Raw genomic sequence first — 14,473 nt, forward strand, 5'->3', positions numbered from 1 at the left:
TTTATTATTTACTAATTACAATTATTTCCTTACTAATTGTATTATTTTAGCAGACGTTAATAATATTTACAAAACACCTCTATAATATGTATAAACATTTTTTTGCCTTACTAACATTAGCCATTTTATTAAATCAACCTTTACAGGCACAAAATGCGGCTGCTATCATGGCCCGCAAACAAGTGCCTATTTTATGCTACCACCAAATACGTGATTGGAAATCATCGGATTCAAAAAGCGCTAAAGATTATATTGTACCTGTGGCCGTTTTTAAACAGCATATTAAAATGTTGCGCGATAGCGGTTACCATACCATATTACCTGATCAGTTATATGATTATTTAACCAAAGGCGCGGCTTTGCCAAGCAAACCCATCATGCTAACTTTTGATGATACGGACATTGACCAATTTACGATTGCCGCGCCTGAGCTAAAAAAGTATGGTTTTAAAGCGGTTTATTTTATCATGACCACATCTATAGGAAGGCGCCCCAATTATATGACGGCAGAAGAGATCAAAAAACTATCTGACGCGGGTAACGTAATAGCCAGTCATACACATACACACGAAAGATTTGATAAATTATCACATAACTCAACCCGAAAAATTTTGGGCAATAAAGGAAATATTATTTTAAAGCCTGTTGATGGCTGGGTTGAGCAATTAGATAAACCAACAAAAAAACTGGAGGAAATTACCGGAAAACCTGTCAAATATTTTGCATTTCCGTTTGGTATATGGAGCGCTCAAAACTTACCCGAACTACATAAACGTGGCTTTAAAATGGCTTTTCAATTAGCTGATAAACGTTTGGCCAGTGATCCGTTAATGACCGTAAGAAGAATATTGGGCAGCGGTTACTGGAGCGCTAAAACTTTAAGTAACAGTATCAGGAATAGTTTCTAAAAAAAAGCAACCTTAGTGCACTTTGTACCTTCTTTGCGAACTTTGTGGTTAAGTTTAACACAGAGAACACAAAGAAGGCACTAAGTTTACAGAATGTTTATAGGTTTTCCCCTGCCGGGCCGTTGTGTGTGTTTGAGGTATCTTCATCCTCTGGTTTTGCAGGTGTAGGGTCACCATCGTTACTTGGTGTAACAGTTGGTATCTCCTTTGCCACTTCCTGTTCAGGCTCGGGATGTTTGTTAGGCTCTTCGGCAGTGTTATCAGCATTAGTTACCGAGTTATCATCATTAGTGATCTGCTCGTCCTTCGGGTTATTATTTTCTGTATTTTCCATAGTTGTAGTTATTTAATTATCCTCCTTTATCCACGCCACAGCTTCATCTAACTCGTTTAATGCGAAACCTTTTGAAGTTCCGGGTATTAAATATTTAAAAGCATCTGTAAACCACTCTACCCCTTTTTGATTACTTACTACGGCTATCTTTTTCCATTCCGTAATATGTTTTAATCCCATGACAAGGTCCTTCCACCAGGCAGCCAGCGTAAAGTTTGATATATCAGTATCTAAAACCAGTAAGTATTTTATCTCACCTTGTCTTTTTGCCAGATTATCTATTTTAGGAATTAAAACATTGTTATAATCATCTTTGGTCACCTCGCCAACGGCATGTATACCAACCACGTCATCCGGTAAATCATTTATAAATTGTAGCATAATTATTTTTCATTGGTTATAAATACAACAGGTTTATTCAAGGTCTGTTTTTATAAACTGAGATTAAATATCATTACACAGGGTTTATCTATCTTTGTGGAAAATGTCAAGCAACCAATCAGCATATAGCCAATTGATAAAAGACGAAGCCAAAAAATTAGGCTTTATGTTTTGTGGTATTGCTAAAGCTGAGTTTTTGGAAGAGGAAGCGCCCCGCCTTGAAAAATGGTTAAATAGCAATATGCACGGCGAAATGCAATACATGGAAAACCATTTTGATAAGCGCCTTGATCCACGATTATTGGTTGACGGTGCTAAATCAGTTGTTTCATTAGCCTTAAATTATTATACCGATAATTTACAGACGGATGCTTTAGCACCCAAGATATCTAAATATGCTTATGGTGTTGATTATCACACCGTAATAAAAGACAAGCTAAAGCATTTATTACAGATAATTAATGATAAAATTGGCGAAGTTGGCGGACGTGCTTTTGTGGATTCCGCACCTGTTTTAGATAAAGCCTGGGCTCAAAAAAGTGGCCTGGGTTGGATCGGGAAAAACACCAACCTAATCAATAAACAATCGGGCTCATTCTTTTTTTTGGCTGAGCTGATCATCGATCTGGAACTGGAATATGATATTGAACCAACTGCCGACCATTGCGGTACCTGTACCCGTTGTATTGACGCATGCCCTACAGAGGCAATTGTAGGGCCTTATGTGGTTGATGGCAGCAAATGTATATCTTACTTAACGATCGAGCTGAAAAACGAGATACCGCAAGAATTTAAGGGTAAAATGGATAACTGGATGTTTGGCTGTGACATTTGCCAGGATGTTTGCCCGTGGAACAAATTTTCGGTATTACATAACGAACCTGCATTTGATCCTCATCCTGAATTGCTTGGGCTCAACAGTAAAGATCTGGAGGATATTACCGAGGATGTATTTCAAAAAGTGTTTAAAAACTCGGCTGTTAAACGTACCAGGTTTAATGGATTAAAAAGGAATATTGATTTTTTGAAGAGGATAGATTAATATGAACAACTGTCATTTCGAACGTAGTGAAAAATCTATACACCTGCTATGGCGCGTGTATAGATTTTTTCGCTGCGCTCAAGAGATAGTTCTCCTCGTTCCTCGTCGAAATGACAATGAGTATTTATAAACCCTTCTTAAACTTATCAGCCAATAACTTTAACATATCGTCATTAACCGGTGCAGCAGGCTCTTCCTTTTTCACAAAAGGCTTGTTTTGGTACGGCTTGTTATAGGCCTTTTGTTGTGCAGGTTTTTGAACTTCATTTTTAACAATCTGGTCAACTGGTTTTGGTTGCGCAGGTTTAACCGGGCGCTCGGCCTGGCGTTTGGTGTTCCAGCGGGAATATATTTCTTCCAGTTTACGTTTAGTATATAACGGAAAATCGCCCTGCATCATCCATGAATAATAGCTGGGCTCAATGTTAAACACATCCTCTACCTTTTTACCTTTATGCTTACCAAAGTTAAACACCTCTTCCCCATCTTCATTATAAGCCATGCGGCCCGCAAAATCAACAGGGCGGTTTAGGTTAGTAAATTTGTGTAATCCCTCAATATCATTTACAACGGGTATACTTTTATTACCCTTTTTATCTTCCCATTCCTGGTTTTCATACCTGGCTATCTGCGCCAGCAAAACCTCCATGGTAGCGCGGGTGTCGGCTTCGGCACTATGTGCGTTGATGATCTGCTTATCGCAGTAAAATTGATAAGCAGCTTTTAAGGTACGCTGCTCCATTTGGTGGAATATATTCTGTACATCTACAAAATGGCGGTTGTCTAAATCAAACTTCACCCCTGCTCGCAAAAATTCCTCCATCAGCATAGGGATATCAAACTTGTTGGAATTAAATCCTGCCAGGTCACTATCCGCTAAAAATTCAGCTACCGATTCGGCTATATGCTTAAATACCGGCTCATCTTTAATATGCTCATCATAAATACCGTGGATTAATGATGCTTCCAGCGGGATTGGCATATCGGGGTGCACACGCCATGTTCTTACTTCTTCCAACCCATCAGGATGTAGTTTGATGATAGATATTTCTACAATCCTGTCAATACCTATATTAACCCCGGTAGCTTCAAGGTCAAAAAATGCCAAAGGGCGCTTTAAATTTAGTTTCATTATTTATATAGAAGTAAGAAAGGCAAAGGTCTTGAAAAAGTATTAAATAATTATGATTTTAATACTGAGGGATCAACTAAATATTATTATCCCTAAAATTATCCCGATTATCATAATGAGGTATAGCAAAATCTCGTTACCGGCGTAACGCTTATATTTTGTCCAGAAGGAATAATCTTGTTTTGGTTTACTCATGCTGCACAAAAATACCTATTTTATCCTGTAAACAGGTAATTATTGAATTTGTGAAGAAATAATTGATTGAGGAATGATAGACCCGGCCCGTGAAAAGTATTTATACATGGATGGACTCTTCAATTTGACTACCATCACTCCTTTGCTTGTGCTGGCATGTACCACATAACCATTTTGCAGGTAAACACCAACATGGCTAAATGGCTTACCGTCAAAATCAAAAAACACCAGATCGCCTTCTTTTAGCTCTTCCTCATATTTGCGTTTTATAACAGTTACCTGCTGACTGGTCATACGGGGAATTTGTATCCCATAAACTTCTTGCTGTAACAACTGGGCCAAACCAGAACAATCTACCCCATCTTTATCCTGCCCGCCAAATTTATACGGGGTACCCATCCATTGGTCAATAAACGAATATAAACGACCGTTTTTAATATCGCTTTTACTAACCAGCATCATTTGCGAATATTTATCAGCTATATCCGCTTGTGGTTTAACGATCTCGCCCGGCTCGCCTTTTAATACTGTTTTTTTAGAGTGACAGGATGCCAATACTATCGCGGTAGCAAAAAACAATACAAACAGCTTAGAAATGCGAAAATTCATGTGTTAAAAATAGCTGTATTGATTTTAGCGACGGATTGGATGTTTTAAACATATCCACATTCGTATAAATCCGAAATTGAAAATCCGAAATCCGAAATAAAAATTATCCCTTTATTACTCGTTGTATCTCGTCCAACTTCATTAATGCCTCAACCGGGGTAAGGGTGTTTACATCCAGGTTATTCAGGGTATCGCGTATTTTTACCAGCACCGGGTCGTCAATGCTAAACATCTGCATTTGTACAGCCTGCTTTTGTACTTTGCGTATGCTTTCTTTGATATGTTCGCCACCGGTGCGTTCATGTTCCAGCTTTTTCAGTATCTCGTTGGCACGGCTTAATACCTTTTGTGGCATACCAGCCAGTTTGGCAACGTGGATACCGAAACTATGCTCGCTGCCGCCGGGTAATAGCTTGCGCAGGAAGATGATCTGATTGCCTACCTCTTTAACCGTAACGTTAAAGTTTTTTATGCGATTGAACGAGTTGCTTAATTCATTCAACTCATGATAATGCGTGGCGAATAAGGTTTTCGCTTTCGCAGATGGGTGGTTGTGCAAATATTCGGCTATTGACCAGGCAATGGATATACCATCGTACGTAGATGTACCCCGCCCTATCTCGTCCAATAATATCAAACTTCTGTCAGACAGGTTATTTAAAATACTTGCCGTCTCGTTCATCTCCACCATAAAGGTTGACTCTCCCGATGATAAATTATCTGATGCACCTACTCTGGTAAATATTTTGTCCACCAGGCCTATATCCGCGGCTTTAGCGGGCACAAAACAACCCATTTGAGCCATGAGTACTATTAAGCCGGTTTGCCGCAACAGAGCCGATTTACCCGCCATATTTGGCCCGGTTATGATAATGATCTGCTGCGATTCTGAATCCAGGAAAACATCGTTAGTAATATATTCCTCGCCCAAAGGCAAATTCTTTTCAATAACCGGGTGGCGGCCGCCTTTAATATCTATAACCCTACCCTCATTAATGGTTGGTTTAACGTAATAGTTTTTAATAGATATGGTAGCAAAGTTTAATAATACATCTAAACGGGCTATCAATTGCGCGTTTAGCTGTATGGGCTTAATATATTCAGCTAACGAATACAGCAGATCATTGTATAATTGGGTTTCTAATGCCAATATCTTCTCCTCGGCACCTAAAATTTGCTCTTCGTACTCTTTAAGTTCGGGTGTAATGTAACGCTCGGCATTTACCAGGGTTTGTTTGCGTATCCACTCGGTTGGCACTTTATCACGATGGCTATGGGTAACCTCTAAATAATAGCCAAAAACATTATTAAAGGACACTTTAAGCGATGGTATTCCGGTTATTTCCGCTTCACGCTTTTGTATCTCTAATAAATATCCCTTTCCACCAAAAGCTATTTTACGTAAGCGGTCAAGTTCATCATTAATCCCCTCGTTCATTACTCCGCCTTTTACCAACATTACAGGTGGTTCGGCGTGTAACTCTTTTTCTATTTTTTGGCAGATGAGCGTACAGGGGTTTAACTGCTCGCCTATTGCTTTAAGTGGTAAACTATCCGATGCTTCAGCAAGTTTTTTTATCTCATCAATAGCGTTTAATGCTTTTTTAAGCTGGCATACCTCGCGCGGGTTAGCTTTTTGTAAGCCAATCTTTGATATTAACCTTTCCAAATCTCCTATCTGGCGTATTTGCTGTTGCAGATTCTCGCGCAACTCTTCCTGTACTATTAAATACTCCACCACGCCTAAGCGGTCATTAATGGGCTTTAATTCTTTTAAAGGCATAACTATCCACCGACGCAATAAACGCGCACCCATTGGCGAGCAGGTATGATCCAACACTTCAACCAGTGTTAAAGCATTCTCGTTGGCTGATCCCACCAATTCCAAATTGCGTACACTATAACGGTCAAGCCATAAATAGCGGTCCTCCTCTATCCTGCTAATGGCTGATATATGCTGCAGGTTACGATGCTCGGTTTCGTTTAGATAGTGTATAGCTACACCTGCAGCCACAATACCCAGGTTAAGCCTGTCTATACCAAACCCTTTTAATGATTTAACACCAAAATGCTTTAATAAGGTTTCATTAGCATAATCGCCACTATACGGCCATTCATCAAGTGTGTAAGTATAAAACCTATCGCCATAAATATCTTTAAAGTCGCCCTGGCGGCTTTTGGGGTATATAACTTCACTTGGACTAAAGCTTTGCAGCAATTTATCAATATAATCACTATTGCCTTGCGCGGTTAAAAACTCGCCGGTTGATATATCTATCAAAGCAATACCAATACTGTTCTTCTCAAAATATAGCGAAGCCAGGTAGTTGTTACTTTTTTGGTTAAGGATATTATCATTAGTTGCAACACCCGGGGTAACCAGTTCGGTAACGCCACGCTTAACAATGGTTTTGGTGGCTTTAGGGTCTTCCAGTTGATCGCATATAGCTACCCTTTGCCCTGCACGTACCAGTTTGGGTAAATAAGTATCTAATGAATGATGCGGAAATCCCGCCAGCTCAATATGAGATGCAGAGCCATTGGCCCTACGGGTAAGCGTAATACCTAATATTCCCGCTGCCTTAATAGCATCGGCGCCAAAGGTTTCATAAAAATCGCCCACACGAAACAGCAATAAGGCACCAGGGTACTTAGCCTTAATGGTATTATATTGCTGCATTAAAGGGGTTTCTTTGGTTGCGTCCTTTGCCAAACGGGTAATAGTTATTGGTGAATGGGTAAAGTTAATGCATTGAGCGGGCTTTAGTTGGATTGTTGAAAATTTGCTTACTTGTGGATTGTTGCATTTTATGTATATTCGATTAACCTAATCTTATCAATATTCAAAATGAAAAAATCGCTATTCATCAGTTTTTTGCTTGCCAGTTTTATTTTTGCTTTAAACATTAAAGCATCCGCACAAACGAAAGGACTCCTCATTGGACGCAATGATACCTTAGTTTTTCAGGCCGGCAACTATGTTATACAGCCCAATGATAAATTAAACGAACTGCTAAAACGTATACCTGCTATAACTGTTGACAACAAAGGTAAAATATACTCACAAGGCGAAGCTATTGAAAGAATACTGGTAGACGGTAGTGAGTTTTTTACCGAAGATCCTGCTATTGCCGCTAATGTTATAAGGGCCGACAAAGTAGATAAAATTAAAATTTATTATAGATGGAGCGACCAGTCCAGTTTTACAGGTGTTGACGACAATGTAAAATTTAAAACCATCAATGTGATCATGAAGAAGGAGAAGTAATTGGCTATGCTAAATTATTTTTTCGTAATGTTCAACTATAGGGAATGGGGCATAATAATGATGCAATAGTTGCTTCCAATGCTTGTATTGTTCTGATTGTCTGAATATAATAGTATGATCTTTCAAGCTATCCCACTCCACTAATAAGAGATATTTATTTTCCTGCTCTAAACATTTATTAAGTGAATGTTTAATATACCCTTTTATTGAACTTATGTATTGGCCTGCAGTGTCAAAGTCAATTTCAAATTGCTTTTGCTTACCGGCAATAATATTTAATATAGCTGCCTCTAAAATCATCTTTAACACATTTATTTCTTAATTACAGCTCTAATAATAAAACATTTTATAAATATCAGTTGTTTATGCTTGTATAATACTAATTTTATATTAAAATAAATCTAACAAAACATGAAAACATACTTTAATTTGAAGAACCCTAAAACCTTATCAATTTTATTAACGGCATTTGTTTTATTATCAATTGGCTTCACAGGGTGTAAAAAAGGTAGTACTCCTGAAGATCCTGGCTTCGCTTATATTAGAGCCGCAAACTCAGCACAGGCATCTGCTCCTCAGGATTTTTACGTAGATGAGAGTAAAGTAAATACAACCCCGTTGGCTTATACTCAAGTTACAGCTTATGCTACAGCCTATGCTACTACACATGCTGCTATATTTAAAACATCAAGTACCGGTAATGTAAACGTAGCAGGCAGTATTTATTTAGTGCCAGGTACGTACAACACGATATATTATGCTGATGACAATACAGGTGTAACTACCCAGGACGATCGTACAGCACCACAAGCCGGTAAAGCCCGTGTACGCTTTATGAATTTAAGTACAGCTTTAAATAGCAGTGTTGATTTTGGCATCTCTACAGGCAGTAAAATAGTAACCGGCCTGGCTTATAAAATTGGATCCGCTTATAACGAAGTTGATGCCGCTACTTCTTTTACATTATATGCAGCAGGTTCATCAACCGTAGAATTAAATATACCTACTACTATAGAGGCAGGTAAAATTTATACTATTATAATATCAGGTACTACTAAAGCTACCCTTACTTACACAGTTTATGCAGAAAATTAATAGTAATCATATACAAAAAAGGCCGGCTGTAAATTATAGCCGGCCTTTTTTGTATAATATTGTGGGCATTATAATTATTTAGAACTTAAAACAACAGCTAATGAAACTGGTAGCGGGTGCTATATTATTTATCCTAATTATTATGTACATCAGGACCCTTAAGCTTTAATACAATATAAAAGAAAGCCAAATTGAGATTTTGAAAATAAAAGCTGATAGATTTGTTATAAATCACCAACTAAAAATGAATACACATTATTCACATAAAGCTACTAATGATGAAATAAGGAACAGATTTGATAATGATGTTGAACGTTTCTCAAACCTGGATACCGGGCAAATGACGACCATTGATGCTCCGCTTACTATGGAGTTGTGTACAGAAGCTGCTAAATATGTAAACCCTAATGCAACTCAATTGCTCGATATAGGATGTGGTGCGGGCAACTATTCCCTAAAAATGTTAAGCAAAATAAGTAATCTAAATTGCACTTTAAATGACCTGAGCATGCCTATGCTGCAACGGGCAAAAGAACGCGTAGGTGCACAAACCAGTGGAAGCGTAACACTGATACAGGATGATATGCGTAATCTTGATTTACCAGACAACCACTTTGATATCATATTAGCAGCCGCTACATTACATCATTTACGGGGTGATGATGATTGGGAATTGGTATTTACTAAATTTTACAATACTTTAAAACCTGGCGGTAGCATCTGGATATCTGATCTGATTGCACATGATTCTGTACCTATAAACCAGCTTTTTCACCAAAAGTATAGTGATTATCTGGATACTTTAGGCGGGCCGGAATATCGTGAAAAAGTATTTGATTATATTGCGCATGAGGATACACCGCGCTCGGTAAATTACCAAATAGCCTTATTAAGTAAGGTAGGATTTAAACAAGTAGAGATACTACACAAAAATTCATATTTCGCCGCGTTTGGGGCAATAAAATAAATTGCTTTAAGCTTTGCCTAAATTTTATCATCTTAGGCCGCAAATAAAAAACAATGATCAACGTAAACGAATATTTTGAAGGGGCAGTTAAATCACTGGCCTATACATCAGCCGACGGAAAATCAACCATTGGCGTAATTGAAAAAGGCGAGTATGAATTTGGCACAGCACAGCATGAAACCATGACAGTTATTGAAGGTGAACTTATTGCATTATTGCCGGGTGCAAAAGATTGGGCGGTATATAAAAATGGCCAATCATTCCAGGTGGATGCCAACACCTCTTTTAAAGTTAAAACTAACGGACAAAGTTCATACTTATGTAAGTATAAATAAAAGGTCGATAATCATATTTAAAGCCTCTCTTAAATAGTTAAGAGAGGCTTTTTTTGACTAATTTTAGTAACTAATTCTGTCAGTTAAACTCTAATTCATATCATTTAAACCATAAAACCATGGATACTTCATTAATTACCACCAGCACTACTTTAGAAGGATATAAAATTGTTAAACAACTTGGCGTTGTACGTGGCATTACTGTACGCAGCCGCAGCGCATTAGGTAATATTGCAGGTGGCTTTCAATCGCTTTTTGGGGGCAGATTATCCATTTATGTTGAGCTTTGCGAAAACGCACGCGAAGAGGCCTATCGATTAATGATACAACATGCACAAGCTTTAGGCGCAAATGCCATTATAAATATGCGCTATGATGCCAACGAAGTTATGCAAGGCATAACCGAAGTACTGGCTTATGGTACTGCCGTAGTAGTTGAAAAAGAATAGTTATTTAAAATATGATAATGGTATTTGTTTCCACATACCATGGGCAAGGTTGCCCGTAAGCAGGGCGTATAATAAATACAATGGCCAAAATATATAACAAAGTATTAGTAAGATGATAGAATGGTTATAGTACCAATTTATCATTAGTGCATATAATCCTAAAAAGAGATATAAAATGCTTGACTCGCGTTTTTTCATAAAGTTGCTTGCTAGTGATACTTATGAGTTAATGCAAAATTATTAATTATAGCTGTAAGAATAACATAGAATTATATTTGATTAACTATATGATAATATTGTTTTAAGTGTTTTTGATCTCATTTTTACAAGTCAACAATTACCAATAAAAGCCATAAGTTATCCACATATTAACAAAAACAGTCAAATACGCTCAAAATAGCCCTTTTTTGGTGATAATTTTTATTCACAACTATTCTCTTGTTAGCTACAATAAACTATGTTTGTGAAACAAATCACTCCCGCAAGGGTTAATTTTTAAAAAACAATTAAAAAACTTATCATGGCAACATCTGGAATTACCGCTTATTCGGTGAAAACAAAAACTAAAAATGTACCAATGATCGATCCTGTTATTGATATCAAATCAGGAAGATACATTGCAACTGGTAAAGATGCACAAGGCAACAAAATGGCCGCAATTATGGGTAAAGCCACTGCAGAAGAGCATGTAAAAAATGGCAATGCTAAAAAAGGTACCGGCTGGTAAACAAACATTGCACACTAACCAACAAACCAAACAAAAAAGCAGGATAATATCCTGCTTTTTTGTTATCCTCATTTTTAATAGCAGTTTAGTTTCTCATAGCTAAGTACAACACTGTTTCCATTTTTTACCGGATAATATTTAATATTGCAATTTTTAACATTTGTAAAAAAATGTTAAAATCGGGTATCCCTACCCTATTTATACTATAAATAAATATATTTACAATCTCAGTTATCCTATCAAGATGAACCTAAAAAAAGTATACTTTATTTTGCTGCTATTTACAGTCAGTTTTGCTGCTTTTTCACAAACAGATACTACAAGTTTGAATACTATCATTTCAAAAAGTGTAAAATTGGCAAATGAGTACCCGTTCGAGAAAGTTTACTTACATTTTGACAAACCTTATTATGCCATAGGCGATACTATTTGGTTCAAAGCCTATATTACTATTGACGTTCATCAGCCATCGCCCCTTAGCAAAGTGGTTTATGTAGATGTAATAAGTAGTAAAGACTCTCTTGTACAAACCTTAAAACTACAGGCATCTGCTGCTACTGCCTTAGGTAATATTGTTTTATCGTCACCACTTTATAAGCAAGGCAATTATCGTTTTCGTGCCTATACCAATTGGATGCGCAATTTTGATGCTGCATATTTTTTTAATAAAACAATTGCTGTAGGCAATGTTGAAAAACAAATAAGTACCAATATTTGGGTATCAGGAGTAACACAAAATAATAATACCAAGGTAACTGCCCGGGTAAGCTATAAAGATGCCGCAGGCAATCCTTACGCCAATAAAAAAGTTAGCTGGAAAGTATTAAGTTATGATGATGAAAAAATTAGTAACGGCAAAGGTACTACTGATGCTAACGGTATTTTAGTTGTAAATTTTTCGACCAACAAAACCAGCGCATTAAATACAAGTACTTTAAGCACTGATATAGATTATGCTGATTATAAATCGCTAACCAATACTTTTTCATTAAAACATGCTGCTGACAAGCCAGATGTTCAGTTTTTTCCGGAGGGAGGCGACCTGGTAAATAGTGTGCGGTCAAGAGTGGGTTTTAAGGCTATTAATCCCGATGGTATAGGTGCTGATATTAAAGGCAGTATTGTTGACGATTCAGGCACTAAAATAGCGGATATTACTTCACAGCATTTAGGTATGGGGGCATTTGAATTTACACCCCAAAGCGGAAAAACCTATAAGGCAAATATTATTTTTCCTGATGGCTCACAAAACACTTACAATTTGCCTGTAGCGCGTAATGAAGGAATAATATTAAGTGCTGACAATTCAAACCCGCAAAATTTAAATATTAAGCTATCATCAAATGCAGCATACTTTGAAAAAAACCAGGGGAAAACTTTTTTTATTGTTGCTCAAAATGGCCAAACCATTTTGTTTGCTGCCCAAACAGTGTTAAATGCTAACATATACTCGGCGTCAATCCCTAAAACAAAGTTTCCATCGGGTGTACTAAGACTAACGTTATTTTCTGGAAAACAGGCATTATCAGAACGTGTTGTTTTAATACAGCGTAACGATCTTTTAAATATTACCATGAAAACACCGCAACCTACGTATACCATAAGGGATAAGGTGGTTATGAATGTTACAGTTAACAAAGATCAAAAACCGTCAGAGGCTAACATGTCTGTAACAGTTATTGATGAAACTAAAGTGCCATTTGATGAGCTTTCAGAAACTACGATATTAACAAATTTATTATTAACATCTGATTTAAAGGGATATATAGAAAAGCCTAATTATTACTTTACCAATGTAAATGAGAAAACGATAGCAGACGCAGATTTATTAATGCTTACTCAAGGTTATCGCAGAATAGTGTATAAAGATATTTTAGCTAATAATTACCCATCAAAAAAGTTTTTACCAGAAACAGGTATAACTATAACCGGAACAATAAGAAACAATACCGGCCTCCCATTAGCAAAAGCAAATTTAAATTTAACCGTGCCTGATAAAAATATTTCGCTTTATACTACTTCTAATAATCAGGGCGAATTTAAATTTACAAACCTGGTAATACCCGACTCTACAGAAATATCTATAAATGCAAAAAACAATCCCAACAGTAACAACTTAATGATATTGGTTGACAATGAAATTTTTCAACCAATAGACGCGGATATAAATGCGCCCGGCACTATAGCAAATATTGACAGCACCTTAACCCCTTATTTAAAAAATGCCAAGCAACGTATTGAAAACTCACGGGAGCTTAAGGAGGTTACTATAAATGCCGCTCCTGTTATAAAACAAAAAAACCATGCCGACTACCCAAGATTATCAGGGTTAAGCTCTATTCCTGATGCGGTTATTACCAGCGAACGCTTTGCTGCATGTCCAATTATATTACAATGTATTCAAACCATTGTACCCGGATTAATCTATGATAACTATAATCTCTTTGTTTCCCGTGGTTATCAACCAGGCGTTAGTCCACCTGTGGCCTATTTTCATAATGGCTTGAATGTTGAATTTGGTTATTTTCAAAATATACCTTCAAGTGAGATTGAATCTATAGAATTTTTTAGAACTGATGGCCAAAGCGGCATTAATAGGATGAGCAATACATTGGGAGTATTAGTAATAAATTCAAAAATTGTTCCCAAGGTAAAGTATAAAAAAGAAGATTTTTTAGCACTGCTAAAGCAAAATAGTTCAGTTAGTATTACTCCGCGTGGTTATTCAGAATCAAAGGTTTTTTATTCTCCAAAATATGAGGTTTCAAAAGAATCAGCAATTGGTGGTGATCTAAGAACCACTATATTTTGGAATCCAAATGTATTAACCGATACTACAGGTAATACAACTTTTCAATTTTACAATGCCGACGGAAAAGGTTCATATCGGGCTATAATAGAAGGTATTGATAGTAATGGCAATATTGGCCGCGCTATATATCGATATAAGGTACAATAAAATTATTATTAACTATTGATAAAAAAACAAATCCATAAGAAATCGAGTATAAATATAGTTTAGAATTTTTCC

Annotated in this window: 15 protein-coding genes; 9 read left to right on the plus strand and 6 right to left on the minus strand. The window is 36.8% G+C overall.

Annotation, left to right across the window (positions count from 1 at the left end):
• The first annotated feature begins 86 nt into the window (after positions 1–86).
• A complete protein-coding gene (locus ACYVJ6_RS08665; RefSeq protein ID WP_460693658.1) occupies positions 87–908 on the plus strand; it encodes a polysaccharide deacetylase family protein in 822 nt (273 codons plus the stop codon).
• 97 nt (positions 909–1,005) lie between these two features.
• Here the strand turns inward: ACYVJ6_RS08665 and ACYVJ6_RS08670 are convergent, their stop codons facing one another.
• Both ACYVJ6_RS08670 and ACYVJ6_RS08675 read right to left on the minus strand, forming a co-directional pair.
• On the minus strand, positions 1,006–1,242 hold the full coding sequence (locus ACYVJ6_RS08670; RefSeq protein WP_460693659.1) for a hypothetical protein: 237 nt from the start codon (positions 1,240–1,242) through the stop codon (positions 1,006–1,008).
• 12 nt (positions 1,243–1,254) lie between these two features.
• A complete protein-coding gene (locus tag ACYVJ6_RS08675) occupies positions 1,255–1,623 on the minus strand; it encodes a SpoIIAA family protein (RefSeq protein WP_460693660.1) in 369 nt (122 codons plus the stop codon).
• A 103-nt stretch (positions 1,624–1,726) separates the two neighbouring features.
• On the opposite strand from ACYVJ6_RS08675, the gene queG reads away from it, so the two are divergent.
• Positions 1,727–2,665, plus strand: coding sequence for a tRNA epoxyqueuosine(34) reductase QueG (gene queG, locus ACYVJ6_RS08680; protein WP_460693661.1), 939 nt, complete (start codon positions 1,727–1,729; stop codon positions 2,663–2,665).
• 124 nt (positions 2,666–2,789) lie between these two features.
• Here the strand turns inward: queG and ACYVJ6_RS08685 are convergent, their stop codons facing one another.
• From ACYVJ6_RS08685 to mutS, 3 genes are all read right to left on the minus strand, one after another.
• A complete protein-coding gene (locus ACYVJ6_RS08685; RefSeq protein ID WP_460693662.1) occupies positions 2,790–3,797 on the minus strand; it encodes an exonuclease domain-containing protein in 1,008 nt (335 codons plus the stop codon).
• Between the two features lie 234 nt (positions 3,798–4,031).
• Entirely contained in the window at positions 4,032–4,601 is a 570-nt protein-coding gene (locus ACYVJ6_RS08690) for a C40 family peptidase (protein ID WP_460693663.1), read from the minus strand.
• Between the two features lie 103 nt (positions 4,602–4,704).
• Positions 4,705–7,314, minus strand: a complete 2,610-nt coding sequence (gene mutS, locus ACYVJ6_RS08695; protein ID WP_460693664.1) for a DNA mismatch repair protein MutS — start codon at positions 7,312–7,314, stop codon at positions 4,705–4,707.
• 135 nt (positions 7,315–7,449) lie between these two features.
• On the opposite strand from mutS, the gene ACYVJ6_RS08700 reads away from it, so the two are divergent.
• Positions 7,450–7,869, plus strand: a complete 420-nt coding sequence (locus tag ACYVJ6_RS08700) for a hypothetical protein (protein WP_460693665.1) — start codon at positions 7,450–7,452, stop codon at positions 7,867–7,869.
• 9 nt (positions 7,870–7,878) lie between these two features.
• Here ACYVJ6_RS08700 and ACYVJ6_RS08705 read toward each other — a convergent pair whose 3' ends face one another.
• Complete coding sequence (locus ACYVJ6_RS08705) at positions 7,879–8,169, minus strand: antibiotic biosynthesis monooxygenase family protein (protein ID WP_460693666.1); 291 nt, start codon at positions 8,167–8,169, stop codon at positions 7,879–7,881.
• 111 nt (positions 8,170–8,280) lie between these two features.
• Here ACYVJ6_RS08705 and ACYVJ6_RS08710 point away from each other — a divergent pair, with 111 nt between their 5' ends.
• The 6 genes from ACYVJ6_RS08710 to ACYVJ6_RS08735 all read left to right on the plus strand — a co-directional run bounded on the left by ACYVJ6_RS08710 (position 8,281) and on the right by ACYVJ6_RS08735 (position 14,401).
• Complete coding sequence (locus ACYVJ6_RS08710; protein WP_460693667.1) at positions 8,281–8,964, plus strand: DUF4397 domain-containing protein; 684 nt, start codon at positions 8,281–8,283, stop codon at positions 8,962–8,964.
• A gap of 244 nt (positions 8,965–9,208) precedes the next feature.
• Complete coding sequence (locus ACYVJ6_RS08715) at positions 9,209–9,931, plus strand: class I SAM-dependent methyltransferase (protein WP_460693668.1); 723 nt, start codon at positions 9,209–9,211, stop codon at positions 9,929–9,931.
• 53 nt (positions 9,932–9,984) lie between these two features.
• Positions 9,985–10,266, plus strand: coding sequence for a pyrimidine/purine nucleoside phosphorylase (ppnP, locus tag ACYVJ6_RS08720; RefSeq protein WP_460693669.1), 282 nt, complete (start codon positions 9,985–9,987; stop codon positions 10,264–10,266).
• 119 nt (positions 10,267–10,385) lie between these two features.
• On the plus strand, positions 10,386–10,715 hold the full coding sequence (locus ACYVJ6_RS08725; protein WP_460693670.1) for a YbjQ family protein: 330 nt from the start codon (positions 10,386–10,388) through the stop codon (positions 10,713–10,715).
• A gap of 520 nt (positions 10,716–11,235) precedes the next feature.
• Positions 11,236–11,442 carry a hypothetical protein gene (locus ACYVJ6_RS08730; RefSeq protein ID WP_460693671.1) on the plus strand — a complete coding sequence of 69 codons (207 nt, stop codon included), beginning with the start codon at positions 11,236–11,238 and terminating at the stop codon, positions 11,440–11,442.
• A gap of 244 nt (positions 11,443–11,686) precedes the next feature.
• Positions 11,687–14,401 (plus strand): carboxypeptidase regulatory-like domain-containing protein, encoded by a 2,715-nt coding sequence (locus ACYVJ6_RS08735; RefSeq protein ID WP_460693672.1) that lies wholly within the window; start codon positions 11,687–11,689, stop codon positions 14,399–14,401.
• The last annotated feature ends 72 nt before the right edge of the window (positions 14,402–14,473 follow it).

The sequence above is a fragment of the Mucilaginibacter puniceus genome (genome assembly GCF_054783175.1).

Bases quoted from the DNA above. Each gene is read 5' to 3' on its own strand.
- ACYVJ6_RS08665 (WP_460693658.1), top strand. From the start codon at position 87: ATGTATAAACATTTTTTTGCCTTACTAACATTAGCCATTTTATTAAAT.
- ACYVJ6_RS08670 (WP_460693659.1), bottom strand. From the start codon at position 1,242: ATGGAAAATACAGAAAATAATAACCCGAAGGACGAGCAGATCACTAAT.
- ACYVJ6_RS08675 (WP_460693660.1), bottom strand. From the start codon at position 1,623: ATGCTACAATTTATAAATGATTTACCGGATGACGTGGTTGGTATACAT.
- queG (WP_460693661.1), top strand. From the start codon at position 1,727: ATGTCAAGCAACCAATCAGCATATAGCCAATTGATAAAAGACGAAGCC.
- ACYVJ6_RS08685 (WP_460693662.1), bottom strand. From the start codon at position 3,797: ATGAAACTAAATTTAAAGCGCCCTTTGGCATTTTTTGACCTTGAAGCT.
- ACYVJ6_RS08690 (WP_460693663.1), bottom strand. From the start codon at position 4,601: ATGAATTTTCGCATTTCTAAGCTGTTTGTATTGTTTTTTGCTACCGCG.
- ACYVJ6_RS08700 (WP_460693665.1), top strand. From the start codon at position 7,450: ATGAAAAAATCGCTATTCATCAGTTTTTTGCTTGCCAGTTTTATTTTT.
- ACYVJ6_RS08705 (WP_460693666.1), bottom strand. From the start codon at position 8,169: ATGATTTTAGAGGCAGCTATATTAAATATTATTGCCGGTAAGCAAAAG.
- ACYVJ6_RS08710 (WP_460693667.1), top strand. From the start codon at position 8,281: ATGAAAACATACTTTAATTTGAAGAACCCTAAAACCTTATCAATTTTA.
- ACYVJ6_RS08715 (WP_460693668.1), top strand. From the start codon at position 9,209: ATGAATACACATTATTCACATAAAGCTACTAATGATGAAATAAGGAAC.
- ppnP (WP_460693669.1), top strand. From the start codon at position 9,985: ATGATCAACGTAAACGAATATTTTGAAGGGGCAGTTAAATCACTGGCC.
- ACYVJ6_RS08725 (WP_460693670.1), top strand. From the start codon at position 10,386: ATGGATACTTCATTAATTACCACCAGCACTACTTTAGAAGGATATAAA.
- ACYVJ6_RS08730 (WP_460693671.1), top strand. From the start codon at position 11,236: ATGGCAACATCTGGAATTACCGCTTATTCGGTGAAAACAAAAACTAAA.
- ACYVJ6_RS08735 (WP_460693672.1), top strand. From the start codon at position 11,687: ATGAACCTAAAAAAAGTATACTTTATTTTGCTGCTATTTACAGTCAGT.